The organism is Shinella sp. NM-101, assembly GCF_021401195.1.
In the GTDB taxonomy this organism is placed as follows: Bacteria; Pseudomonadota; Alphaproteobacteria; order Rhizobiales; family Rhizobiaceae; genus Shinella.
Map to the genome: position 1 here is coordinate 59,245 of NZ_JACBFT010000014.1, position 22,823 is coordinate 82,067.

General features: G+C 66.5%; 24 protein-coding genes, 1 tRNA gene and 1 riboswitch. Of the genes, 16 read left to right on the top strand and 9 right to left on the bottom strand.

Annotated features, from left to right (window positions below; genetic code table 11):
- The first annotated feature begins 43 nt into the window (after positions 1-43).
- A complete protein-coding gene (locus L0976_RS21770) occupies positions 44-703 on the top strand; it encodes a glutathione S-transferase family protein (RefSeq protein WP_234189250.1) in 660 nt (219 codons plus the stop codon).
- Here L0976_RS21770 and L0976_RS21775 read toward each other — a convergent pair.
- Positions 663-1,604 carry a LysR substrate-binding domain-containing protein gene (locus L0976_RS21775; RefSeq protein WP_234189251.1) on the bottom strand — a complete coding sequence of 314 codons (942 nt, stop codon included), beginning with the start codon at positions 1,602-1,604 and terminating at the stop codon, positions 663-665. The genes L0976_RS21770 and L0976_RS21775 overlap by 41 nt on opposite strands.
- A gap of 103 nt (positions 1,605-1,707) precedes the next feature.
- On the opposite strand from L0976_RS21775, the gene L0976_RS21780 reads away from it, so the two are divergent.
- The 3 genes from L0976_RS21780 (at position 1,708) to L0976_RS21790 (ending at position 3,139) form a co-directional block, all read left to right on the top strand.
- On the top strand, positions 1,708-1,905 hold the full coding sequence (locus L0976_RS21780) for a hypothetical protein (protein ID WP_234189252.1): 198 nt from the start codon (positions 1,708-1,710) through the stop codon (positions 1,903-1,905).
- A gap of 54 nt (positions 1,906-1,959) precedes the next feature.
- The gene (locus L0976_RS21785) at positions 1,960-2,304 is read left to right on the top strand and encodes an MmcQ/YjbR family DNA-binding protein (RefSeq protein ID WP_234189253.1); all 345 of its coding nucleotides are present in this window, start codon (positions 1,960-1,962) and stop codon (positions 2,302-2,304) included.
- A gap of 97 nt (positions 2,305-2,401) precedes the next feature.
- Positions 2,402-3,139 (top strand): DUF4198 domain-containing protein, encoded by a 738-nt coding sequence (locus tag L0976_RS21790; RefSeq protein ID WP_234189254.1) that lies wholly within the window; start codon positions 2,402-2,404, stop codon positions 3,137-3,139.
- Positions 3,140-3,222: 83 nt separating this feature from the next.
- Here L0976_RS21790 and L0976_RS21795 read toward each other — a convergent pair whose 3' ends face one another.
- A complete protein-coding gene (locus tag L0976_RS21795; RefSeq protein ID WP_234189255.1) occupies positions 3,223-3,618 on the bottom strand; it encodes a VOC family protein in 396 nt (131 codons plus the stop codon).
- A gap of 109 nt (positions 3,619-3,727) precedes the next feature.
- Positions 3,728-4,735 carry an asparaginase gene (locus L0976_RS21800; RefSeq protein WP_234189256.1) on the bottom strand — a complete coding sequence of 336 codons (1,008 nt, stop codon included), beginning with the start codon at positions 4,733-4,735 and terminating at the stop codon, positions 3,728-3,730.
- An 81-nt stretch (positions 4,736-4,816) separates the two neighbouring features.
- Between L0976_RS21800 and L0976_RS21805 the strand changes: the two genes are divergently transcribed.
- From L0976_RS21805 to L0976_RS21820, 4 genes are all read left to right on the top strand, one after another.
- Positions 4,817-5,554, top strand: a complete 738-nt coding sequence (locus L0976_RS21805) for a DUF3750 domain-containing protein (protein WP_234189257.1) — start codon at positions 4,817-4,819, stop codon at positions 5,552-5,554.
- A 73-nt stretch (positions 5,555-5,627) separates the two neighbouring features.
- Complete coding sequence (locus L0976_RS21810) at positions 5,628-6,053, top strand: GFA family protein (protein ID WP_234189258.1); 426 nt, start codon at positions 5,628-5,630, stop codon at positions 6,051-6,053.
- 34 nt (positions 6,054-6,087) lie between these two features.
- On the top strand, positions 6,088-6,291 hold the full coding sequence (locus L0976_RS21815) for a hypothetical protein (RefSeq protein WP_234189259.1): 204 nt from the start codon (positions 6,088-6,090) through the stop codon (positions 6,289-6,291).
- Between the two features lie 137 nt (positions 6,292-6,428).
- A complete protein-coding gene (locus L0976_RS21820) occupies positions 6,429-7,865 on the top strand; it encodes an MFS transporter (RefSeq protein ID WP_234189260.1) in 1,437 nt (478 codons plus the stop codon).
- A 25-nt stretch (positions 7,866-7,890) separates the two neighbouring features.
- Here the strand turns inward: L0976_RS21820 and L0976_RS21825 are convergent, their stop codons facing one another.
- The 5 genes from L0976_RS21825 to L0976_RS21845 form a co-directional block, all read right to left on the bottom strand.
- Entirely contained in the window at positions 7,891-8,892 is a 1,002-nt protein-coding gene (locus L0976_RS21825; RefSeq protein WP_234189261.1) for an NAD(P)H-quinone oxidoreductase, read from the bottom strand.
- 93 nt (positions 8,893-8,985) lie between these two features.
- Positions 8,986-10,776 (bottom strand): bifunctional diguanylate cyclase/phosphodiesterase, encoded by a 1,791-nt coding sequence (locus tag L0976_RS21830; protein ID WP_234189262.1) that lies wholly within the window; start codon positions 10,774-10,776, stop codon positions 8,986-8,988.
- 122 nt (positions 10,777-10,898) lie between these two features.
- Entirely contained in the window at positions 10,899-11,336 is a 438-nt protein-coding gene (locus L0976_RS21835; protein WP_234189263.1) for an EamA family transporter, read from the bottom strand.
- Positions 11,333-11,722, bottom strand: coding sequence for a fluoride efflux transporter CrcB (gene crcB / locus L0976_RS21840; protein ID WP_203318175.1), 390 nt, complete (start codon positions 11,720-11,722; stop codon positions 11,333-11,335). The genes L0976_RS21835 and crcB overlap by 4 nt, the downstream gene beginning before the upstream one ends.
- A gap of 102 nt (positions 11,723-11,824) precedes the next feature.
- A riboswitch (Fluoride riboswitch) is annotated at positions 11,825-11,888 on the bottom strand.
- Between the two features lie 64 nt (positions 11,889-11,952).
- Positions 11,953-12,501, bottom strand: a complete 549-nt coding sequence (locus L0976_RS21845; protein WP_203318174.1) for an HdeD family acid-resistance protein — start codon at positions 12,499-12,501, stop codon at positions 11,953-11,955.
- Positions 12,502-12,651: 150 nt separating this feature from the next.
- On the opposite strand from L0976_RS21845, the gene betI reads away from it, so the two are divergent.
- The 7 genes from betI (at position 12,652) to cysN (ending at position 21,817) form a co-directional block, all read left to right on the top strand.
- Positions 12,652-13,287 carry a transcriptional regulator BetI gene (gene betI, locus L0976_RS21850; protein WP_234189264.1) on the top strand — a complete coding sequence of 212 codons (636 nt, stop codon included), beginning with the start codon at positions 12,652-12,654 and terminating at the stop codon, positions 13,285-13,287.
- A 41-nt stretch (positions 13,288-13,328) separates the two neighbouring features.
- Positions 13,329-14,858, top strand: a complete 1,530-nt coding sequence (betC, locus tag L0976_RS21855) for a choline-sulfatase (RefSeq protein ID WP_234189265.1) — start codon at positions 13,329-13,331, stop codon at positions 14,856-14,858.
- Between the two features lies 1 nt (position 14,859).
- Entirely contained in the window at positions 14,860-16,323 is a 1,464-nt protein-coding gene (gene betB / locus L0976_RS21860; RefSeq protein ID WP_234189266.1) for a betaine-aldehyde dehydrogenase, read from the top strand.
- 204 nt (positions 16,324-16,527) lie between these two features.
- Positions 16,528-18,180: a choline dehydrogenase gene (betA, locus tag L0976_RS21865; RefSeq protein WP_234189267.1), complete on the top strand. Its 1,653-nt coding sequence runs from the start codon at positions 16,528-16,530 to the stop codon at positions 18,178-18,180.
- Between the two features lie 408 nt (positions 18,181-18,588).
- A complete protein-coding gene (locus L0976_RS21870; RefSeq protein WP_234189268.1) occupies positions 18,589-19,341 on the top strand; it encodes a phosphoadenylyl-sulfate reductase in 753 nt (250 codons plus the stop codon).
- Between the two features lie 45 nt (positions 19,342-19,386).
- Positions 19,387-20,340: a sulfate adenylyltransferase subunit CysD gene (gene cysD, locus L0976_RS21875; RefSeq protein WP_234189269.1), complete on the top strand. Its 954-nt coding sequence runs from the start codon at positions 19,387-19,389 to the stop codon at positions 20,338-20,340.
- Between the two features lies 1 nt (position 20,341).
- Entirely contained in the window at positions 20,342-21,817 is a 1,476-nt protein-coding gene (gene cysN / locus L0976_RS21880) for a sulfate adenylyltransferase subunit CysN (protein ID WP_234189270.1), read from the top strand.
- Between the two features lie 228 nt (positions 21,818-22,045).
- Here the strand turns inward: cysN and L0976_RS21885 are convergent, their stop codons facing one another.
- Positions 22,046-22,546 (bottom strand): MgtC/SapB family protein, encoded by a 501-nt coding sequence (locus tag L0976_RS21885; protein ID WP_234189271.1) that lies wholly within the window; start codon positions 22,544-22,546, stop codon positions 22,046-22,048.
- Positions 22,547-22,706: 160 nt separating this feature from the next.
- Between L0976_RS21885 and L0976_RS21890 the strand changes: the two genes are divergently transcribed.
- Positions 22,707-22,783, top strand: a tRNA-Pro gene (locus L0976_RS21890).
- The last annotated feature ends 40 nt before the right edge of the window (positions 22,784-22,823 follow it).

Sequence of the window (22,823 nt, forward strand, 5' to 3'; positions counted from 1 at the left end):
TTCTTGCGCAAGCCGCGAACGGCGGCCTGCCCCCGGAGGATCCATGCTCACCATCTACGGCGTCTATCGCTCCCGCGCCTCGCGCGCCTACTGGCTTGCCGGCGAGCTCGGCCTGCCCTTCGTCTCCGTGCCGGTCATCCAGGGCCGCCGCGTGGACGACCCGCTTGCGGCCGATGCACCGCTCAACACGCAGTCGCCGGATTTCCTCGCGGTGAACCCGACCGGCCTCATCCCCTGCATCGACGACGGCGGCTTCGTGATGACGGAATCGCTGGCGATCAACCTCTACCTCGCCCGCAAGCACGGCGGCCCGCTTTCCGGCCAGACGCTGACGGAAGAGGCCGAGATGCTGCAATGGACGATGTGGGCGGCGACGGAGGTCGAGCCGCACGCGGTGAAGATCATCCTGACGCTGGACGCGAACGCGGCGGGAAGCGAGCAGGGACGCCTCGTCATCCGCGGCGCCGTCAAGGCGCTGAAGAAGAGCTTCCAGCGGCTCGACCAGCACCTTGCCGCAAGCGGCCACGTCGTCGGCGGGCGCTTCACCGTGGCGGACCTCAACCTCGCGGAAGTGTTCCGCTACGCGATGAGCCAGCCGCAGCTCTTCGAGGACGCCCCGCACGTCAAGGCATGGCTCGACGCCTGCCAGTCGCGGCCGGCCTTCAAGGCGATGATGGAGGTGCGGCAGGCCGAGCAGGAATGACCGCGCCGGCATAGCCGTCCGCGTCTTCCGCCATGGCCGCGCGCAGCCAGCGCTTGAAGGCCGAGACCTTGCGCGGCTCCGGCAGGCCCGGGGCCGTGACGAAATAATAGCCCATGCCGGTCTCCACCCGGATCGGGAACGGCGCGACGAGCCGCCCCTCCTTCAGCGCCCAGGAGGCGAGCACCGGATAGGCAAGCAGCACGCCCTGCCCCGACAGCGCCGCGTCGAGGCACAGCGAGGCATCGGAAAAGACGTGCCGGGCCTTGGGCGGCGGCACGTCGAGGCCCGCCGCCGCCAGCCAGCGCTCCCAGGTGAAGGCATCGTTGCCGTCGATGACGGCGGGCTGGTCGGCAAGGTCCTCCGGCCTGCGCAGCGTGTCCGCCAGCGCCGGGGCGCAGACCGGGAACATGACCTGCGGCATCAGGAACTCGGCCGTGACGCCCGGCCAGTTGCCCGGCCCGACGCGGATGCCGAGATCGACATCGGAGCGCGCGAGGTCGACGAGGCTCGTCGAGGCCTCGATGCGCAGGCCGATATCGGGATGGGCGGCGCTGAAGCGGTCGATGCGGTGGATGAGCCAGCGGGAGGCGAAGATCGGCGCGACGGAGATGGTCAGGATCGCATCGTCCCGCCGCCGCGTAGCGGCGACCGCCTCGGAAAGCTGGCGGAAACCCGCCGAAAGACGCGCGAGGAACGGCCCGCCGAACGCCGTCTCGCGCATGCCGCGGGCGGTGCGCTCGAAGATCGTCCGGCCGAGCTGTTCTTCCGCCTTGATGACCTGCTGGCTGACCGCACCGACGGTGACGCCCAGCTCCTCGGCCGCCGCCTGCAGCGAGCCGAGCCGGCCCACCGCCTCCAGCGCCCGCAGGCCGTTCAGGTGCACGCGGTTGAGGTTTCTCATATAGATTCCCTATACTCCTGTCTCGAACTACTCGATTGCCTCTGTGGTTTTCCGGCGCGATTATCAGGGCTGATCGATGATAACGAACCGAAAGGAGAAGGCAATGTTCAAGATTTTCTCCAGGCTCGCCGAAGCCCTTACGGCGAAGATCGATGCCGCGGAGGCTCCGGTCTGGATGCGCGACCCGCTCGCCCATCCCGAGATCGAAACGATGGATTCGCGCCGGCTCGGCGACCTGCCGTTCGGTCTGTTCCGGATGCCGGGCGAGGCCAAGCCCGCCTGCGGCAGCCGGACCTCCTGATCCCGCCTCGAATATCCGCCCTCCCCGGTCTATGCTGGCCGGGGAGGATTTTTCATGCCGGATGAAAAGGATCCGCTGCTCGCCCGCCTTCAACGGCTCAGCGGGGACCTGCCGGGCGTCGAGACCGGCACGTCCTACGGCACGCCGGCGCTCAAGGTCGGCGGCAAGCTCTTCGTGCGCGTCAAGGACGCCGCGACGCTGGTGCTGACGGCGCCGGTGGACGAGAAGGAGCGCCTGATCGAGATGGCGCCCGACATCTATTACGAAACCGATCACTACAGGGGATGGCCGGCGCTCCTCGTGCGCGCCGCGGCGATCGACGACGCGGAGCTGCGGCAGCGGCTTGCCGAGGCATGGCATTTCAAGGCCCCCGCGACGCTGCGCGGGATGCGCGGCTGATCTGCCGTTCATTTCTCGCGAACCGCGCTTGACAGCCCGGCGGCAAGCGGGCACAAAGCGCTTGTAACGTAATAACATTACCATTCTGGAGACCAAGATGCTGAAGCAGATCATGGCTGTTTCGGGCGCGCTCGCGCTCGCCCTTTCCCTTCCCGCGACGGCCGGGGCGCATGGCGCCTGGGTGGCGGAGCGCTGGGGCGAACTCGGCGTCGTCTATGGCCATGGCGCCGGCGACGATGCCTATGATCCGGCCCGCATCGTCGAAGCCGTCGCCGTCGGCGAGGACGGCGCGCCCGTCGCGGTGAATGTCGACAAGCGGGAAAAGTCCGCGGTCCTCAAGCCGGACGGCGAGCCCGCGGCTATCGCGCTGACCTTCGACAACGGCTACTGGACGGAAAAGACCGACGGCAAGTGGGTGAACGAGCCGAAGGACAAGGTCGCCGACGCGAAGGAGACCGGCCATTACATCAAGAACAACCTGGCGCTCATCCATGTGCATGGCGCGCTGCCCGCCTTTCCGAGGCAGGACCTGCAGATCGTGCCGCTCGACAATCCCGTCGGCCGCAAGGCCGGGGATCCGATCCGGCTGCGCGTGCTGCACGACGGCAAGCCGCTGGCCGGCGCGGTCGTGACGCTCGACTATGTCAACCAGGCTTCGCTGAAGAGCGCGCCGACGGATGCGGACGGCGAAGTCGTCGTCGCGATCCGCAACGACGGGCTCAACGTGCTCTCGGTCGATCACAGCATGCCGCTGGAAAACGACCCGAAGGCCGACAAGATCGGCTATACCGCCACCTTGAGCTTCGTCGCCGAGGCGCACAGCCACGACGATTGACGGCGGCCGGTCAACCACATGGCGCGGCGGCGCGGTGCTGCCGCGCCGCCGTCTCCCGCTTGCGGGCAGACGGATCTCGCCGGTCAGGCGTCCGACTGGCCCATATGCATGACTTCCCAGACATTGCCGTTGATGTCCTGGAAGGAGCAACCGTACATCGGGCCGAATTCGATATTCGGCTTCCACTCGCGTCCACCGGCGGCCAGCGCCCTGGCCTTGAAGTCGTCCACCTCCTGGCGGCTCGTCGCGGAAAGGCAGGTCAGCACCTGCGTCTGCTGCTCGGGATCGCCGACCTTGCCGGTCACGAACTGCGCGAACTTCTGCTCGGTCAGGTGCATGACGAAGATATTCTCGTCCACGATCATGCAGGCGGCGGTGTCGTCGCTGAACTGCTCGTTGAAGGTGAAGCCGAGCGCATCGAAGAAGCGCCGGGTGGCCGGCAGGTCCTTGACGGGCAGGTTGACGAAGATCATGCGCATGGAAATCCTCCTGGTTCTTGTTTGATGCGGAGCCGCGGCTCCCCATGCCCCAAGGACGCCCCGGCCCTGGCCTTCCCGACATGGCCGCGCGATTTTTCTCGCGGCGCCGTCAGGCGGCGAAGGCGTCCGTCACGCGGATGTCGCCGACATGGATACCGTTCCAGTTGGACATGGAGCGGTTGGCCATGGCCATCAGCGTCGCATGGACGGCCGGCTCGTCGGTGAAGAAGCGGGCGAGCGTGGCGGCGACCATGCTCTCGGCGGCGCGCGTGGTGCCGTCCTCGCATTTGAGGGCGATGGCGATGCCCTTTTCCGGGATCGCGGCGCAGAAGACGCCCTCGGCGCCGGTCTTGGCGAAGATGCGGCCCGGCGCGGCCTCCATGAGGCGGGTGCAGGCGCGGCGCGTGCCGGCGACGTAGAAGGGCTCGGCCATGCAGGCATCGATCAGGCGGCGCGAGGCCTTGGCGCGCACGGGAGCGAGGCCGACGCCGGTCGCCATCTTCGCAAAGCCGTGGGCAAGGCTTCTCAGCGGCACGGCATAGGTCGGGATCGAGCAGCCGTCGGTGCCGCAATTGTCCACCGCGAGCGCCGCGCCGGTGAGGTTCGCCATCACGCCGCGGATCTCGGCCTGCACGGGGTGCTCGTAGCGGACATAGCCTTCGAGGTCCTTGCCGGTGTGGCAGGCGGCGCAGACGAAGCCGGCATGCTTGCCGGAGCAATTGTTGTGCAGCGCCGTCGGATGGTCGAGCAGGCGCGCCTGGCTGATGAGGACCGGCTGCTCGAAGGACCAGTGCGAGCCGCATTCGAGCACGCTCTCGTCGACGCCCGAGGCGGCGAGCATGATGCCGGCAAGGCGCACATGCGCCGGCTCGCCGCTGTGCGAGGAACAGGCGAGCGCCAGCTCCCGGTCGCCGAAGGCATGGGCATCCGCCGCGCCGCTCTCGATGAGCGGCAGGGCCTGCATGGCCTTGCAGGCCGAGCGCGGGAAGACGCCCGCATCGATGTCGCCCTGCGAGAACACCACCTTGCCATCGCCGTCCAGCACGACGACCATGCCGCGATGGCGGCTTTCGACGAGATTACCGCGCGTGACTTCGACAAGGACGGGGTTTGCCATGATCATGCCCTCAAATTTCCGATTTCCGCTGCGGTATTATCCGAAATCCGCGACCCTGCCCACTTGCTTTCGGAGCGCCCGATGAAATTGCTGAGGAACGTCCTCGCCCTCTTTCTCGCGATCTACCTCATGCCGGCGCTCGCCTCGGCGGGCTACTGGTACATCCGGGACCGGCCGGCAAGCTGGCGCGTGGCGAACTGGACGTCCGCCGGCATCCTGCCGAAAGCGAAGGAGACGCCGCAGGCGACGATCCACATCTTCTCGGCCGCGACGGGCGGCATGAAGGGCGCCGTGGCAAGCCATGCCTGGATCGTCACCAAGGCGGCTAACGCCTCGACCTACAATCGCTACGACAAGGTCGGCTGGGGCACGCCGGTGCGCAGGAACGCCTATGCGCCGGACGCCTACTGGTATTCCAACACGCCGCGCGTGGTCGTCAGCGTCAGCGGCGCGGAGGCGGCCCGGCTGATCCCGAAGATCGAGGCGGCGATCGCCGCCTATCCCTATTCGAAGCCCGGCGCCTACCGCATCTGGCCGGGGCCGAACTCCAACACCTTCGTCGCGCATGTGCTGCGCTCCGTGCCGGAACTCGGCGTCGTGCTGCCGCCGGATGCCGTGGGACGCGATTACCTGCCGGAGGGCAGGCTCTTTTCCGTCGATGCCGACGGCAGGGACGTGCATGCGACGCTCTACGGGCTTCTCGGCGTTTCGGCCGGCATGCGCTCCGGCCTCGAACTGCACGTCATGGGCCTCGTCGCCGGCGTCGACCTCATGCGGCCGGCGATCAAGATACCGGCGATCGGGCGGATCGGCATCTAGCGGGCGCCGGACATGACGGTGTCATCAACCGATTGTAAGCCGCAACAGGATTGAGCAGGAGCGAAGGGCGACCATGAGCGACGAAAGAAGACAGCATGCGGCGGCCTGTCACTGCGGCACCGTCCGGTTCCGCGTGCGGCTGACGGACGAGTTCAACACCATCCGCCGCTGCACCTGCTCCTACTGCCGCATGCGCGGCGCGATTGCGGTCTCCGCGGCGCTTGCCGATATCGAATTCGAGCAGGGCGAAGACAACCTGACGCTCTACCGGTTCAATACGGGCACGGCGAAGCACTATTTCTGCAAGACCTGCGGCATCTACACCCACCACCAGCGCCGCTCCAACCCGAACCAGTTCGGCATCAACGTCGCCTGCATCGAAGGCGCCAGCCCCTTCGACTTTTCGGCCGTAGACGTGATGGACGGCGTCACCCATCCCTCGGATTCCGGCGCCGCCCCTCGGATCGCGGGAATCCTGCGGTTCGAGCCGGCAGCCTGACGCCGCCTTACGGCATCAGGGATACACCACCTCCATGGCGGGCGATCCGCGACGGGTCGGCGATCGATTCGATCTCGACGATCCGGCCGCGTTCCACCTCCACGAGCTCGACCACCCTGGGCTGTGCGCCGGGGACGCGGTGTGGAACGCGGCCGTCCGCCACTTCGACGAAAAGGGCCTCGCCGTCTTCGTCGTGGAGATCGCCGCTATCAATATTCGGACGGCTTCAACTTGGTGACGCGGCAGGTCTCGGGCGGATGGCCCCCGTAAGGAGGGCCTGGCGAACCGATTTCAGTGAAAAGTCGCGGCTTGAACTGCGGTTTGAGCCGTGCGACCTCTTCCTCAACCTCTTTTTGCATCGCAAGGCCGCCGATAATGTCCGACAGCATCACCGTTCCCAAGGAAGCCGCGCCGCGGCTTTCCAGCCTGTTCTCCCGCGGCTACCTGTTCGGGACGCTGATGCTCGGCGGCGGCATCATGCTGCATGCGGTGGAGACCTACATCACCGCGACGCTGATGCCTTCCATCGTGCGCGACATCGGCGGCCTTCCGCTCTTCGCCTGGGCGACGACGATCTATGTCGCGGCCTCGGTGCTCGGCTCGACCTTCGTTGCCGTGCGGCCGGAGGGCGTGACGCTGAACCGCTGCTATGTCATCGGCGCGGCGCTGTTCGGCATCGGCAGCCTCGTCTGCGCCATCGCGCCGACCATGGAGACGGTGCTCGTCGGCCGGGCGATCCAGGGGCTGGGCGCGGGCTTCCTCGTCGCGCTCGGCTATGCCTTCATCCGCTTCGTCTATCCCGAGCCGCTGTGGAGCACGGCGTCCACGCTCTATGCCGCCGCCTGGGGCATCGCCACCTTCCTCGGGCCGACCATCGGCGGCATCTTCGCCGCCGGCAGCGCCTGGCGCGAGGCCTTCGCGCTGCTCGTGCCGCTGTCCATCCTCATGGCGCTCGCCGCGCCGAGGCTGCTGCCCTCCGGCGAGGGCGAACGGGTGACGACGCGGACGCCCTTCGCGCAGATCCTCCTGCTGGTGACGTCCGTCATCGTGCTTTCGCTCGCAAGCTCGGTGAGCGAACCGGCGCTGCGCGGCCTGCTGGCGGGCGCCGCCGTCGTCGGCGTCACCGCCGCCATCGCCATCGAGCGGCATGCCGAGGCGCGCCTGCTGCCGGCCGGCACGATCCGCCTCGCCTCGCCGCTCGCCCGCGTCTACCTCATCATGCTCATGCTGCTGGTGACGGTCTGCTCCGACATCTACATCCCCTATTTCCTGCAGGTGCTGCATGGGGTGACGCCGCTGATCTCGGGCTACCTCGTGGCGCTGCTGGCGCTCGGCTGGACGGCGGCGGCCTTCGCCACGGCGGGGCTGAGGGGCCGGAGCGCCAACCGGGTCATCGTCGCCGGCGCGGCGATGGAGGCGCTGGCGACCGCCCTCCTCGTCTTCACGCTCGCCCGGCACAATCCCGAAGGCGGCCTCCTGCCGCTAGCGACCGCCACCGTCTTCATCTTCCTCATGGGCTTCGGCATCGGCATGGGCTGGGCGCATCTCGTCACCCATGTCCTTCACCTCGCGCCGGCCGGCGAGACGGACAAGGCCTCGGCGGCGATCACCACCATGCAGGCGCTGGGCGCGGCCTTCGGGGCGGCCCTTGCGGGCATCATCGTCAATTCGACGGGACTGGTGAAGCCGGGCGGCATCGAAGGCGCATCGACGGCGGCGCACTGGCTCTATGCCCTGCTGGCGCTTCCGGCCGCGCTGGCGATCCTGCTCGCCGTGCGCCTGCCGCACGAACGGGCGGCGGCGCCCGATTGAACGCGCCGACGCCCCTTCCGCCCGGTCAATCGACGGTCAGCACGATCTTGCCGATGTGATCGCCCTCTTCCATCATGCGGTGGGCGGCGGCGGCCTCGGCATAGGGCATGACCGCGTGGATGACCGGCGCCACACGCCCTTCCTCCAGGAGCGGCCAGACCTTCTGGAGAAGTTCGTCGCGGATCTTCCGCTTTTCCGCCGCCGTGCGCGGGCGCATGGCCGAGCCCATGACGCGCAGGCGCTTCAGCATGATGGGAGAAAGGTTCACGCGCTCGGCGACGGCGCCGCCGAGGAAGGCGATGATCGACAGGCGCCCGTCGCGGGCGAGCGACTTCACGTTGCGCTCGAAATAGGCCGCGCCGATCATGTCGAGGATGACGTCGACGCCGGCCTTGCCGGTCTCCCCGGCGATGACGGCGGCGAAGTCCTCGTCGCGGTAGTTGATGGCGCGGCTTGCGCCGAGGTCGAGGCAGGCCTTGCATTTTTCCGCCGAGCCGGCCGTGGCGAAGACGCGCGCGCCGAGGGAGGCGGCAAGCTGGATCGCCGTCGTGCCGATGCCGCTGGTGCCGCCATGGATCAGCACGCTTTCGCCGGGCTTCAGGTCCGCCATCATGAAGAGGTTCGCCCAGACGGTGAAGAAGGTCTCCGGCAGCGCCGCCGCCTTCACCGCGTCGTAGCCCTTCGGGAAGGGCAGCGCCTGCGTGGCCGGCACCGCGCAATATTGCGCATAGCCGCCGCCATTGGCGAGCGCGCAGACCGGGTCGCCGAGCTTGTGACCGGTCACGCCCTCGCCGAGCGCCACGACCTTGCCGGCGACTTCGAGGCCGAGGATGGGGCTGGCATCGGGCGGCGGCGGATAGTCGCCCTTGCGCTGGAGCACATCCGGGCGGTTGATGCCCGCCGCTTCCACGCGCACGAGGATCTCGCCGGGCCGGACCTCGGGCGTGCGCCCCTCGGTGACGGCCAGGTTATCCGGCCCGCCATGTTCGCTGAGCCCGACATAGGACATGGACGATGGAACTGACATGGCTTTCCTTCCCGCGCTTCACGTAGAACATCAATGTCGGTTCTAGCCCAAAGCGCGAGTCTTTTGAATCGGTTCCAGGGGAAAGCTCAAACTTCAGTCCAGCGCCGGGGAAAAGACGAGCCCCGTGGCATCGCCCTTGGCATTGGCCTTCAGCGCGGCGATCCGGCTGCTGATCTGCGCCGCCTCGCCGATCACCTCGCCCTCGGGGACGACGAGCACCGCCGCCGAGCAGCGCATCAGCGGGAAGCCGGCGGCTTGGCCGGCGCGGTCGTGGCCGCGGATCTCGCCGGCGAGCTGGTCCTCCGGCGAATAGAGCAGGCGCACCTCGCGGGCGAAATCGGCAAGCAGCCGCTCCAGCGTTTCGCGCACCACGCCTACCGGCCGGCCGCAGATGCCGGCAAAGAAATCGTCGCCGCCGACATGGCCGACGAAGACATCCTCCCCGACGAAGTCGCGGCGCAGCAGCGTGGCGAAGAGCGAGAGCGCAAGGTCGCCCTTGTGGAAGCCGTAGCGATCGTTGAACGGCTTGAAATTGTCGAAGTCGAAATAGCACAGGCACCTTAGCTGGTCGCCGTCGAGCGCCTTGTCCTGCAGGTAGTCGCGGATCGAGCGGTTGCCGGGAAGGCCGGTCAGCGGGTTCTGGTCCTCCGCCGTCTTCAGGCGCTTCTCGTTGATGATCTTCAGCAGCGAGGAGGCCGAGAGGATGCCGGCATAGCGCAGGTTCTCCGTCAGGATCACGCATTCGTTGCCGCCCATGCCGGTGAAGACGTCGAGGAGCTGTTCGGCGGGCGTGTCGAGATCGGCGATCGGCGCCGTCGTGACGAAGTGCGACAGGCTCTTCTGGTAGAGCCTGTTCTTCAGGAGGTCGCGGCCGAAGGGATGATAGCTCAGTTCCTTGACGTGATATTCGTGCAGGATGCCGCGCGGCTCGTCATTGGCGTTCAGCACCGGGAAGAAGGTGCGCCTCGGATCGCGGCGGAAGAATTCGAAGACCGATTCGAGGCTCTCGTTCTCGCGCAGCACCGCGACATGCTCGATCTCGCGGCGGATGAGGATGCTGTCGAGCGTGCGGGAATTGCGGCGCGTGCCGCCGGCGCGCGCGACCTGCGCATAGACCGGGCTCAGCGCCGAAAAATCCGTGACGGGGCGCGAGACGAACCAGCCCTGCACGAGATCGCAGCCCGCCTCGCGGCAGGCGATGAACTCCGCCTCGGTCTCCACCCCTTCCGCGATCACGCGGATGCCGAGCACATGGGCGGCATTGACGGTATTGCGCACCAGATGGCGCTTGCGGGCGTCCGCATCCATGCCTGAAATGAAGTGGCGGTCGATCTTGAGATAGTCGACCGGGTGATCGCAGAGCAGTTTCAGCCCGTTGTGGCCGACGCCGAAATCGTCGATGGCGAGCTTGAAGCCGGCAAGGCGCAGCTTGCGCACGAGGACGGCGAAGTCGGGCAGCGTGTCGTTGTCGAAGCGCTCGGAAATCTCGAAGCAGATCGAGGAGGCCGGGATGCCGGCGCGGCCGAGATGGCCGACGAGGCGCTCGACGAGATCCGCGCCATCGGGCACGAGGCGGGAATCGAGGTTGATGAAGAGGGTGCGCGAGCGGAAATCCGGCAGCGCCGAGAAGGCGGCGATGGCGCGGCTGTTGACCATGTATTCCAGCGCCAGGAGCTGGCCCGCCTCGTAGGCGCGGTCGATCAGGTCGAGCGGCGAGCGGAAGCCGAGGCGGTCGAAGCCGCGCATCAGCGATTCATGGCCGAAGACCGCGCCGGTCGAAGCCTCGACGATCGGCTGGAAGGCCGTCTCGATCACCAGCTTGGCGAGCGTGACGATCTCGCCGTCGCCGAAGCGACGAAGGGCAAGCAATTCGGCGGCGGACATGCGCGGCTCCGAGGCGTGGACGATGCCGCGAAGTCTCCGCCGCGATCCCTGAAGAAAGGGTTTCCCCAGCGTGACACTTTCGTGAAACTTCAACAACTACAAGGAGTTGAAAAAGAGACTGCTCATATTGGAAGCGCCAGCAGCAAGGCCCCGCCACCGATCATCACCACCGCGATCCAATGGGCGGTGGAAAGCTGCTCGCCGAGGAAGAGGACGGCGAAGACGGCGACGAGCACGACGCTCAGCTTGTCGACCGGCGCGACCTCAGCGGCCTTGCCGATCTGCAGGGCACGAAAATAGCAGAGCCAGGAGGCGCCCGTCGCGAGCCCCGAGAGAACGAGGAAGATCCAGCTCCGCATCGGCATCGCGCCGGGTGCCTGCCAGTTGCCGGCAAGCGTCAGCATCACGGCGATGGCCAGGAGGATGACGACGGTGCGGATGAAGGTCGCGAAGTCGGAATTGACCTCGGCGATGCCGATCTTGGCGAAGATGGCGGTCAGCGCCGCGAAGACCGCCGAGCCGAGCGCCCAGACCTGCCAGGACGTCAGAAGCCCCTTCACACCGCACCTCCCGCGAGCATCGCGCGCGTCAGCGCGAGCCCGGCCGCAACGGCGAGGAGCGAGAGAATGACGGAGGCCCCGACATAGAGCGCCGCCAGCCCCGCTTCGCCCCGCTCCCACAGCAGCGCCGCATCGAGCGAGAAGGCGGAGAAGGTGGTGAAGCCGCCGAGGATGCCCGTCGTCAGGAAAAGCCGCGCCTCCTGCGGCAGGTGGCCGCGGAAGGCGAAGAAGCCGGCGACCAGCCCCATCGCCAGGCAGCCGAGCACGTTGATGACGAGCGTGCCGGCGGGAAAGGCGGTGCCGACGAGCCGCGCGGCGAGCACGTTCACGCCGTGCCGGCCCGCCCCGCCGATGCCCGCGCCGAGAAAGACGATCAGATAGTTCATGTCCGTTGCCTCAAAGGTCTCGCGTTCCGGTTTGCGGACAACAAAAAACCGCCCTCGGGCGGTCGCCAGAAACGCTCCCGCCGTCGACGGCCATCGCTGGCCGGTCTGGCAGGAGCTATCAGCCGATGAACGGCAGTTGTCGGGGAGCTCCATCCCCATCCCACGGTGGAATTTCTAGGCGCTGGCGGGGCGGCTGTCAAACCGCTCCGCCGGCCTGTGAACGGGAGCGGCTACCTGCGCAGCGCCAGGCCGAAGGCAATCAGCGCCCAGCCCTGCATGGCAAGGTCGAAGGCGAGGAAGAGGCCGAGCAGCCAGAGGCTGTTCACCGGCCAGCCGAGGATGAAGACGATACCCGCCAGCGTCGTGACCACGCCGCCCGCCATCAGCCAGCCCCAGCCGCTCTCCGGCCGCACGCGCCAGGCCGCGAAGATACGGAAGACGCCGGCAACGAGCAGGGCTGCCGCCATCAGCAGCGTCAGCACGGCCGAGGTCAGCACCGGATTGACGAAGGCGAGCACGCCGGCCGCGAGATAGAGCAGCGCGCTCAGCGCCCAGGAGAGCGTCTCCCGCCAGGCCTTGACCTGGAAGGCATGGGCAAGGTGCACCGCGCCGCCGACGATCATCAGCATGCCGACATAATAGACCGAGGCGACCGTCGCCATGAAGAGGTTGGCGGCGGCAATACCGCCGAAGACCAGCAGGATGACGCCGAGGGCGACGAACCAGCCCCATTTCGCACGCACTTCGGAGACAGGGTTCATTCCGGGAGAGAGGACCATGGTGCACCTCGAAAAATGAATGAAAACAAAGGCAGGCTAGCACGATCCAAACGCCATTGCGACATCTGATTGCGAAGCCCGCGATGCGCAAGATTTTTATTGATTGATCACTCAATTAAAAATATTCTTGACCGAAATCAGGGGAACGACATGCCGAAGGTTGGAATGGAGCCGGTGCGCCGCAAGGCGCTGGTGGATGCGACGCTGCGGGCCGTGGGCGACCATGGTTCGCTGACCGTCACCATGTCGGAGATCGCCCGCCATGCCGGCGTTTCCCCTGCCCTTGCGCACCATTATTTCGGCTCCAAGGAACAGCTCGTCATCGAGACGATCCGCAGCCTCCTGCGCACGCTGCGCACCGATGCGGTGGCGGCGCTGAAGGCGGCGGCGACGCCGCGCGACAGGCTTTCGGCCGTCATCCGCGTCAATTTCCAGGCGCACCAGTTCGCGCCGGAAACGGTGGCCGCATGGCTTGCCTTCTATTCGGAGGCGCAGCGCTCGGAGGCGGTGCGCCGGCTGCTCGTCGTCTATGCGCGGCGGCTGAACTCCAACCTGCTTGCGAGCCTCAAGCGGCTCTGCCCGGCCGGGCACGCCAGCGAGATCGCCGACGGCGCGGCCGCGATGATCGACGGGCTCTACCTGCGGCAGGGCCTGAAATCCGCGCCGGTCAGCATCGAGTCCTCGATCGCGCTGACGGAGAGCTACGTCAATGCCCAGCTTGCCGCCGTCGCTGGCGATGCCTGCCATGACGGAGGCCGGCGGCTACCTGTCACACCGGAACGCTAGAGACTGCAGATGCCCGCTTCATTCGCACCAAGGACCAGCCCGTGACCGCCAGCAAGCCGAACATCCTCATCATCATGGTCGACCAGCTCAACGGGACCTTCTTCCCCGACGGGCCGGCGGACTTCCTGCATGCGCCGCACATGAAGGCGCTTGCGGCGCGCGCGGCACGGTTCCGCAACAACTATACGTCCTCCCCGCTCTGCGCGCCCGCCCGCGCCTCCTTCATGGCCGGGCAGTTGCCGAGCCGCACGCAGGTCTACGACAATGCGGCCGAATACATCTCCTCCATCCCCACCTTCGCGCATCACCTGCGCCGCGCCGGCTATTACACGGCGCTGTCGGGGAAAATGCATTTCGTCGGGCCGGACCAGCTGCACGGTTTCGAGGAGCGGCTGACGACGGACATCTATCCGGCCGATTTCGGCTGGACGCCGGATTACCGCAAGCCCGGCGAGCGCATCGACTGGTGGTATCACAACATGGGCTCGGTGACGGGCGCGGGCGTCGCCGAGATCACCAACCAGATGGAATATGACGACGAGGTCGCCTTCCTCGCGAACCAGAAGCTCTACCAGCTCTCCCGAGAGAACGACGACCAGTACCGCCGCCCCTGGTGCCTCACCGTCTCCTTCACCCATCCGCACGATCCCTACGTGGCGCGGCGGAAGTTCTGGGACCTCTACGAGGACTGCGCGCACCTGATGCCGCAGGTCGGCATGCTGGAGGAGCAGGATCCGCATTCCGCCCGCATCCTGCATTCCTGCGATTATGCCAGGTTCGCCATCACCGGCGAGCATGTGCGCCGCTCGCGGCAGGCCTATTTCGCCAATATCTCCTATCTCGACGAGAAGGTCGGCGAGCTCGTCGACACGCTGGCACGCACGCGCATGCTGGACGAGACGCTGATCTTCTTCTGCTCGGACCACGGCGACATGCTCGGCGAGCGCGGCCTGTGGTTCAAGATGAACTTCTTCGAAGGCTCGGCCCGCGTGCCGCTGATGATCGCCGGTCCCGGCGTGACGCCGGGCCTGCATCTCGCCCCCACCTCCAATCTCGACGTAACGCCGACGCTCTGCGACCTCGCGGGCATTTCCATGGACGAGGTGATGCCGTGGACGGACGGGGAAAGCCTCGTGCCCGTCATCGGCGGCGAGGGGCGCACGACGCCCGTGCTGATGGAATATGCGGCGGAGGCCTCCTATGCGCCGCTCGTCTGCATCCGCGAGGGCAAGTGGAAATACATCCACTGCGAGCTCGACCCGGAACAGCTCTACGACCTCGAAGCCGACCCGAAGGAACTGACCAATCTAGCGACCTCCGACAATCCGGTGATCCGGGCGACGATGGAGGCCTTCCGACAGATGCGCGAGGCGCGCTGGGACATGGCCGCCTTCGACGCCGCCGTGCGCGAGAGCCAGGCGCGGCGCTGGGTGGTCTACGAGGCGCTGCGCAACGGCGCCTACTACCCCTGGGACCACCAGCCGCTGCAGAAGGCATCCGAACGCTACATGCGCAACCACATGAACCTCGACAATCTCGAGGAATCGAAACGCTATCCGCGGGGAGAATGACATGAAAGCCCAACCGAAAGCCTCGCATTTCATCGACGGCGACTATGTCGAGGATACCGCCGGCACGCCCTTCGAGAGCCTCTATCCCGCCACCGGCGAGGTGATCGCGCGCCTTCACGCCGCAACGCCCGCCATCGTGGAAAAGGCCGTCGCCTCGGCGAAACGCGCGCAGAAGGAATGGGCCGCGATGAGCCCGACGGCGCGCGGCCGCATCCTCAAGCGTGCGGCCGAGATCATGCGCGAGAGGAACCGGCAGCTTTCCGAGCTGGAGACGCTCGATACCGGCAAGCCGATCCAGGAGACCATCGTCGCCGACCCGACCTCGGGGGCGGATGCCTTCGAATTCTTCGGCGGCATCGCGGCGGCGGGGCTCAACGGCGATTACATCCCGCTCGGGCAGGACTTCGCCTTCACCAAGCGCGTGCCGCTCGGCGTGTGCGTCGGCATCGGCGCGTGGAACTATCCGCAGCAGATCGCCTGCTGGAAGGGCGCGCCGGCGCTCGTCTGCGGCAATGCCATGGTGTTCAAGCCCTCGGAGAACACCCCGCTCGGCGCGCTGAAGATCGCGGAAATCCTCATCGAGGCCGGCCTGCCGAAGGGGCTCTACAACGTCATCCAGGGCGACCGGACGACCGGCCCGCTGCTCGTCAACCACCCCGACGTCGCCAAGGTCTCGCTGACCGGTTCCGTGCCGACGGGCAAGAAGGTGGCGGGCGCGGCGGCCGCCGACCTCAAGCATGTGACGATGGAACTCGGCGGCAAGTCGCCGCTCATCGTCTTCGACGACGCCGACCTCGAAAGCGCCATCGGCGGGGCGATGCTCGGCAACTTCTATTCGACCGGGCAGGTCTGCTCGAACGGCACGCGCGTCTTCGTGCAGAAGGGCATCAAGGAGCGGTTCCTCGCTCGCCTCAAGGAGCGGACGGAGAAGATCGTCATCGGAGATCCGATGGACGAGGCGACGCAGCTCGGGCCGATGGTCTCGAAGGCGCAGCGCGACAAGGTCCTCGACTATATCGCGAAGGGCAAGGCCGAGGGCGCGACGCTCATCACCGGCGGCGGCATTCCAAACGACGTGTCGGGCGACGGCTATTACATCCAGCCGACCGTCTTTGCCGACGTCATCGACGGCATGACCATCGCACGCGAAGAGATCTTCGGACCGGTCATGTGCGTGCTCGACTTCGACCATGAGGACGAGGTGATCGAACGCGGCAACGCCACGGAGTTCGGCCTCTCCGGCGGCGTCTTCACATCGGACATCACCCGCGCGCACCGCGTCGTCGACCGGCTGGAGGCCGGCACGCTCTGGATCAACACCTACAACCTCTGCCCCGTGGAAATCCCCTTCGGCGGCTCCAAGCAGTCCGGCTTCGGGCGGGAGAACTCGCTTGCCGCGCTGGAGCACTATTCGGAGCTGAAGACGGTCTATGTGTCCATGGGCAAGGTCGAGGCGCCGTATTGATTTGATGGTGAATGCCCCTCATCCGCCTGCCGGCACCTTCTCCCCATAAACGGGGAGAAGGAAAGTCGCTGCCCCGGTTTCCTCCATATCGGGGGTGGTCATGGCCGGATTGAGCGCGTGCCACATCCCCTTCGCCCCGCTTGCGGGGAGAAGGTGCCGGCAGGCGGATGAGGGGCCAAGCATCACACGAAAGAGAACACCGCCATGCAGAACGCAGACTACATCATCATCGGTTCCGGCTCGGCCGGCTCGGCGCTGGCCTATCGGCTCTCGGAGGACGGCAGGCATACGATCATGGTGCTGGAATATGGCGGTTCGGATATCGGGCCGTTCATCCAGATGCCGGCGGCGCTGGCCTGGCCGATGAGCATGAAGCGCTATAACTGGGGCTATCTCTCCGAGCCCGAGCCGAACCTCAACAACCGCAGGATCACCGCGCCGCGCGGGAAGGTGCTCGGCGGCTCGTCCTCCATCAACGGGCTCGTCTATGTGCGCGGCCATGCGGAGGACTTCAACCGCTGGGAGGCGCTCGGCGCGCAGGGCTGGGCCTATGCGGACGTGCTGCCCTACTACAAGCGCATGGAAACCTCGCTCGGCGGCGAGGCGGGCTGGCGCGGCACGGACGGGCCGCTGCATGTGCGGCGCGGGCCGGTGACGAACCCGCTCTTCCACGCCTTCATCCAGGCCGGCCAGCAGGCGGGCTTCGAGACGACGGACGATTACAACGGCTCCAAGCAGGAAGGCTTCGGCCTGATGGAGCAGACGATCCATAACGGCCGTCGCTGGTCGGCGGCGAACGCCTATCTGCGCCCGGCGATGAAGCGGCAGAACGTTTCCCTCGTGCGCTGCTTCGCGCGGAAGATCGTCATCGAGAACGGCCGTGCGGTCGGCGTCGAGATCGAGCGGAACGGGAAGATCGAGGTGGTGAAGGCGAACCGGGAAGTCGTCGTCTCGGCCTCTTCCTTCAATTCGCCGAAGCTGCTGATGCTCTCGGGCATCGGCCCGGCACAGCACCTGAAGGACATGGGGATCGCGGTGAAGGTGGACCGGCCGGGGGTCGGGGCGAACCTGCAGGACCACATGGAGTTCTATTTCCAGCAGGTCTCCACCAAGCCGGTCTCGCTCTATTCCTGGCTGCCTTGGTTCTGGCAGGGCGTGGCGGGCGCGCAGTGGCTGCTCTCCAAGGGCGGGCTCGGGGCCTCCAACCAGTTCGAGGCCTGCGCGTTCCTGCGCTCGGCGGCGGGGCTGAAGCAGCCGGACATCCAGTATCACTTCCTGCCCGTCGCCATCTCCTATGACGGCAAGGCGGCGGCCAGGAGCCACGGCTTCCAGGTGCATGTCGGCTACAACCTGTCGAAATCGCGCGGCAACGTGACGCTCCGCTCGGCCGATCCGATGGCCGATCCGGTGATCCGCTTCAACTACATGAGCCACGAGGAGGACTGGGTGAAGTTCCGCCATTGCGTGCGCCTCACCCGCGAAATCTTCAGCCAGAAGGCCTTCGACGAATACCGCGGCCCGGAAATCCAGCCCGGCGCAAAGGTGCAGACGGACGCGGAGATCGACGCCTTCCTGCGCGAGCACCTGGAAAGCGCCTACCACCCCTGCGGCACCTGCCGCATGGGCGCGGCGGACGACCCGATGGCGGTGGTCGACCCGCAGACCCGCGTCATCGGCGTCGAGGCCTTGCGCGTGGCGGACAGCTCCATCTTCCCGCACGTCACCTACGGCAACCTCAACGCGCCCTCGATCATGACCGGCGAGAAGGCGGCCGACCACATCCTCGGAAAACAGCCGTTGGCCCGCTCCAATCAGGAGCCGTGGGTCAATCCGCGGGCAGCGGTGAGCGATCGGTAGGCGGTGGTCGCAGTAACTGTCTAGAAGATGTCCCTTCATAGGGCTGCCCCTCATCCGGCCTGCCGGCCACCTTCTCCCCGCAAGCGGGGAGAAGGAGATATGCCGCGCCCGCTTCCCACATCTATAATGTTGCGTGGGGCAAGTCCTCTCTCCACACTTGCGGGAAGACGGTGAGGGTGAGGGGCAGCTTCCACATGCGCTCGTTCCTGCCTCGTAAGGACGCACCTTATTTTCTACTAAATTCATAGAATAATATCAAAGCCTTCCCCGGCGGCAGGATTTCTGCCCCGGGGCGCAGATGGAGAGATATTTGCTCCTGCGCCTGAGGCTTTGGAAATCCGTTTTGCTGTCTCCCCTCGCCCGAGCCTGCGATAATCCGGCAAATTCTCGCAAAGGCTTGGAAACGGAATGACTGCTCTTACCGGAAACGGGATCGCGGAAGCCCTGAACGACAAACTGGCCGGCCTCGACCTTGCCGGGCGCCTCGCGCTCGTCGCCGGGCTTGGCGGGCGCGCCGTCTTCACCACCAGCCTCGGCATCGAGGACCAGGTGATCACCGCGGCCATCGGCACCGACCGCCTTGCCATCGACGTCGTGACGCTGGAGACGGGCCGGCTCTTCAAGGAGACCCTCGACCTCATCGACGAGACCGAGGAACAGTACGGCATCACCATTACCCGCTACATGCCCGTGCAGGACGACATTGACGCCTATGCGGCGCAATACGGCCTCAACGGCTTCTACGAGAGCGTCGAGGCGCGGCATGCCTGTTGCAGCGTGCGCAAGCTGAAGCCTCTTCAGCGCGCGCTCGAAGGGGCATCCTTCTGGATCACCGGCCTTCGCCGCGGCCAGTCCGGCAATCGGGCGGACACGCCCTTCGCCGAATATGACGCCGAGCGCAACCTCATCAAGATCAACCCGCTCGCCGACTGGGACATCGACCGCATCAAGGCTTACGTCGCCGACCATGCCGTGCCGGTGAACCCGATGCATTCCCGCGGCTATCCCTCCATCGGCTGCGAGCCCTGTACGCGCGCCATCAAGCCCGGCGAGCCGGAGCGCGCCGGCCGCTGGTGGTGGGAGAACGACGAGAAGCGCGAATGCGGCCTGCACGTCCACGAGGCCGCCGCCTCCCCCATCCCGGCCCCCAGCGCGGCCTGACCCGAACAGCCCTCTCAGGGCATCCCATCCGGAGTGAAGAGTTTAATGTCCGATATCCGTCACGAAGCGGAAGCGAAGCACAACGCAACGCAAAAACCGCCGCTCGATCCGCATCTGAAGGCGCTGGAAAACGAGGCCATCCACATCTTCCGCGAGGTCGCCGCCGAATTCGAGCGTCCCGTCATGCTCTATTCGATCGGCAAGGACTCCTCCGTCCTGCTGCATCTCGCGCGCAAGGCTTTCTATCCCGGCCGCGTGCCCTTCCCGCTGCTGCATGTCAACACGGGCTGGAAGTTCGCCGAGATGATCGCGTTCCGCGATAATATCGTCAAGGAATACGATCTCGACCTGATCGAGCACGTCAACCCGCGCGGTGCGGCGGAGAACGTCACGCCCTTCTCCCACGGCTCGGCGCTCTATACCGACATCATGAAGACGGAATCGCTGCGCCAGGCGCTCGACGCCGGCAAGTACGATGCGGCCTTCGGCGGCGCACGGCGCGACGAGGAGGCCTCGCGCGCCAAGGAGCGCATCTATTCCTTCCGCACGCCCGACCACCGCTGGGACCCGCGCAACCAGCGCCCGGAATTGTGGAACGTCTACAACGGCATGATCCGCCAGGGCGAGAGCGTGCGCGCCTTCCCGCTCTCCAACTGGACCGAGGTCGACATCTGGCGCTACATCCAGGCCGAGGACATCCCGATCGTGCCGCTCTATTTCGCGAAGAAGCGTCCCTATGTGGAGCGCGACGGCATGATGATCCTTGCCGAGGATTCGCGCCTCGAACTTCTGCCCGGCGAGGTGAAGCAGGAAGGCGTCATCCGCTTCCGCACGCTCGGCTGCTTCCCGCTGACCGGCGCCATCCGCTCCAATGCCCAGACGCTCGACGACATCATCGCCGAGTTGGAGACGGCCACCGTCTCCGAACGCCAGGGCCGCGCGATCGACCGCGACCAGTCCGGCTCCATGGAAAAGAAGAAACGCGAAGGGTATTTCTGAGATGACCGTTTCCGCCACAGCAACCGCCGAGGCTCTTCCGCTCGAAGAACCGGCCCGTGCGATCCGCGATTCCCGCCCGCTTCGCCTCATCACCTGCGGCTCGGTCGACGACGGCAAGTCGACGCTGATCGGCCGGCTGCTCTGGGACACCAAGGCCGTCAAGGAAGACCAGGCCGCGACGCTCCACCGCGACAGCGGCAAGCAGAACGACCTCGGCCTGCCCGATTTCGCGCTGCTGCTCGACGGGCTCCAGGCCGAGCGCGAGCAGGGCATCACCATCGACGTCGCCTACCGTTACTTCTCGACGGACCGCCGCTCCTTCATCGTCGCCGATACGCCCGGCCACGAGCAATATACCCGCAACATGGCGACCGGCGCCTCCACGGCTGACCTTGCCGTGCTGCTGGTCGACGCCCGCGCCGGCATCCTGGAGCAGACGCGCCGCCACGCCACCATCGCCTCGCTGATGGGCATCCGCCAGTTCGTGCTCGCGGTCAACAAGATCGACCTGACGAACTACGACCGTGCCCGCTTCATCGAGATCGTGCACGACTTCAAGGAGTTCGCGCTGACGCTCGGCGTCAAGCAGATCACCGCCATCCCGATCTCCGCGCTGAAGGGCGAGAACGTCGTCTATGACGGCCGCGCCGCCATGCCCTGGTACGACGGCCCGACGCTGGTCGAGACGCTGGAAAAGGCCACCACCCGCTCCAACCAGACGGTCGGCTTCCGCCTGCCCGTGCAGCGCGTCTCCCGCCCCGGCGAAAGTTTTCGCGGCTATCAGGGCACCGTTGCCGGCGGTTCGGTGAAGCCGGGCGACAGCGTCGTCGTCCTGCCCTCGGGCATGGTGGCGAACGTCACCAAGATCGTCACCTTCGACCTCGTGCGCAACGCGGCCGTGGCGGGTGACGCCATCACGCTCGTGCTCGACCGGCAGGTCGACGTGGCGCGCGGCGACATGATCGTCGCCATCGACAGCCAGCCGATGACAGGCCGCGGTTTCGATGCGCAGCTCGTCGCCCTCCAGCCCGATGGCATCGAACCGGGAAAACGCTACTGGCTGAAGAGCGGCTCGCGCCGCCAGCGCGTCACCGTCGAGCCGGTGAGCCAGCTCGACCTCAAGACCTCCAAGTGGGGCGCGGCGGACAGGCTCGGCATGAACGCCATCGGCAAGGTGCATCTCACCTTCGACGAGCAGGCGATCTTCGACACCTACGAGCAGAACCGCACGACCGGCGCCTTCATCCTGATCGACCCCGACACCAACAACACGGTGGCCGGCGGCATGATCACGGGCCGCCGCTCCGAGCTCGGCGGCATCCACAAGGACGACCAGCGCGTGCTCATCTCCCTGCCCGCCGACCTCGCCGGGAAGATCATGGCGAGCGAGCTCTTCGCCAATCGCCGCCACGATGTCGACGTGCGCCACACCAGCGCCGGCCGGGCGGCGGAGATCCTTGCCGATCTCGACGAGTAGACGGCGGAAATGCAGACAAAAAAAGGGGGCCGCAAGGCCCCTTTTTCCTGTGTCTCCCGCTCAGAAGAAGAAGTACCAGAGCAAGACGACGATAAAGAGCGGCACGCCCATCAACCAGAGAATCAACGCCCGAGCCATCCGTGTATCCTTTCGATCATTCCGTTGATCGCGCAACGCGCCATCGGCCGGATTGTTCCACCAGCATCCGGCCATGAAGACGGAAGGTCTTCACCTATCTGCGTTCTTCTTCGCCTTGCTGGCGTCGTCCGGCGCCTCGATCTTGCCGACGATGAAGAGCACGATGAAGCAGGCAAGGGTGGCGAAGAAGCCGACGAACCAGTAGCCGAGCCCGACCGCAAGGCCGACGGCACCGGCAAGCCACATGCCCGCCCCGGTCGTCAGCCCCTTCACCTGGCCGCGCGAGAAGACGATCATGCCGGCGGCGAGAAAGGCGACGCCGGCCGTGACGGCCTCGATGACGCGCAGCGGATCGATGCGCACCTGCTCGTCGGCAAGGCCCTCCATGTGCACGCTCTCCAGGGCGAGGATGGCGAAGACGCAGGCCGAAAGCGCAACGAGGATATGGGTGCGAAGGCCCGCCGCATGGGCGCGATATTCCCGCTCCGCGCCGATCACCGCGCCAAGCAGGATCGCGCCCACCATGCGCGCCAGGATGACCGGATAGGGCACTTCGGTTCTCGGATAGAAGTCGGCAAGGATCTGTTCCATGGCGTGGCGAACGCCGCAGCCGCCCCGCGGTTCCCCCCGGCCCGCGCCCGCTTGAAAAAAATCCGCGGCATCCCGGCATTTTCGCCAACATGGCGTAATTTTTTGATATTTTGCGCTTGTCGAAACGAAAAGCCTGTTCTATACGATGCCCCGCTGGTCACGGAGTGTAGCGCAGTCTGGTAGCGCACCACGTTCGGGACGTGGGGGTCGAGTGTTCGAATCACTCCACTCCGACCAGCGGAAATCCTTGCCAAGAGGATTTGCGGCCATCCCGAGG

What these genes read in the sequence shown, in the direction of transcription:
- L0976_RS21815 (WP_234189259.1), top strand. Translation starts at nt 6,088, where the DNA reads ATGGCGGGCGATCCGCGACGGGTCGGCGATCGATTCGATCTCGACGAT.
- L0976_RS21800 (WP_234189256.1), bottom strand. Translation starts at nt 4,735, where the DNA reads ATGGCAAACCCCGTCCTTGTCGAAGTCACGCGCGGTAATCTCGTCGAA.
- cysN (WP_234189270.1), top strand. Translation starts at nt 20,342, where the DNA reads ATGACCGTTTCCGCCACAGCAACCGCCGAGGCTCTTCCGCTCGAAGAA.
- crcB (WP_203318175.1), bottom strand. Translation starts at nt 11,722, where the DNA reads ATGAACTATCTGATCGTCTTTCTCGGCGCGGGCATCGGCGGGGCGGGC.
- L0976_RS21825 (WP_234189261.1), bottom strand. Translation starts at nt 8,892, where the DNA reads ATGTCAGTTCCATCGTCCATGTCCTATGTCGGGCTCAGCGAACATGGC.
- L0976_RS21790 (WP_234189254.1), top strand. Translation starts at nt 2,402, where the DNA reads ATGCTGAAGCAGATCATGGCTGTTTCGGGCGCGCTCGCGCTCGCCCTT.
- betI (WP_234189264.1), top strand. Translation starts at nt 12,652, where the DNA reads ATGCCGAAGGTTGGAATGGAGCCGGTGCGCCGCAAGGCGCTGGTGGAT.
- L0976_RS21775 (WP_234189251.1), bottom strand. Translation starts at nt 1,604, where the DNA reads ATGAGAAACCTCAACCGCGTGCACCTGAACGGCCTGCGGGCGCTGGAG.
- L0976_RS21785 (WP_234189253.1), top strand. Translation starts at nt 1,960, where the DNA reads ATGCCGGATGAAAAGGATCCGCTGCTCGCCCGCCTTCAACGGCTCAGC.
- cysD (WP_234189269.1), top strand. Translation starts at nt 19,387, where the DNA reads ATGTCCGATATCCGTCACGAAGCGGAAGCGAAGCACAACGCAACGCAA.
- L0976_RS21780 (WP_234189252.1), top strand. Translation starts at nt 1,708, where the DNA reads ATGTTCAAGATTTTCTCCAGGCTCGCCGAAGCCCTTACGGCGAAGATC.
- L0976_RS21805 (WP_234189257.1), top strand. Translation starts at nt 4,817, where the DNA reads ATGAAATTGCTGAGGAACGTCCTCGCCCTCTTTCTCGCGATCTACCTC.
- L0976_RS21845 (WP_203318174.1), bottom strand. Translation starts at nt 12,501, where the DNA reads ATGGTCCTCTCTCCCGGAATGAACCCTGTCTCCGAAGTGCGTGCGAAA.
- betB (WP_234189266.1), top strand. Translation starts at nt 14,860, where the DNA reads ATGAAAGCCCAACCGAAAGCCTCGCATTTCATCGACGGCGACTATGTC.
- L0976_RS21795 (WP_234189255.1), bottom strand. Translation starts at nt 3,618, where the DNA reads ATGCGCATGATCTTCGTCAACCTGCCCGTCAAGGACCTGCCGGCCACC.
- L0976_RS21770 (WP_234189250.1), top strand. Translation starts at nt 44, where the DNA reads ATGCTCACCATCTACGGCGTCTATCGCTCCCGCGCCTCGCGCGCCTAC.
- L0976_RS21810 (WP_234189258.1), top strand. Translation starts at nt 5,628, where the DNA reads ATGAGCGACGAAAGAAGACAGCATGCGGCGGCCTGTCACTGCGGCACC.
- L0976_RS21870 (WP_234189268.1), top strand. Translation starts at nt 18,589, where the DNA reads ATGACTGCTCTTACCGGAAACGGGATCGCGGAAGCCCTGAACGACAAA.
- betA (WP_234189267.1), top strand. Translation starts at nt 16,528, where the DNA reads ATGCAGAACGCAGACTACATCATCATCGGTTCCGGCTCGGCCGGCTCG.
- L0976_RS21830 (WP_234189262.1), bottom strand. Translation starts at nt 10,776, where the DNA reads ATGTCCGCCGCCGAATTGCTTGCCCTTCGTCGCTTCGGCGACGGCGAG.
- L0976_RS21820 (WP_234189260.1), top strand. Translation starts at nt 6,429, where the DNA reads ATGTCCGACAGCATCACCGTTCCCAAGGAAGCCGCGCCGCGGCTTTCC.
- L0976_RS21885 (WP_234189271.1), bottom strand. Translation starts at nt 22,546, where the DNA reads ATGGAACAGATCCTTGCCGACTTCTATCCGAGAACCGAAGTGCCCTAT.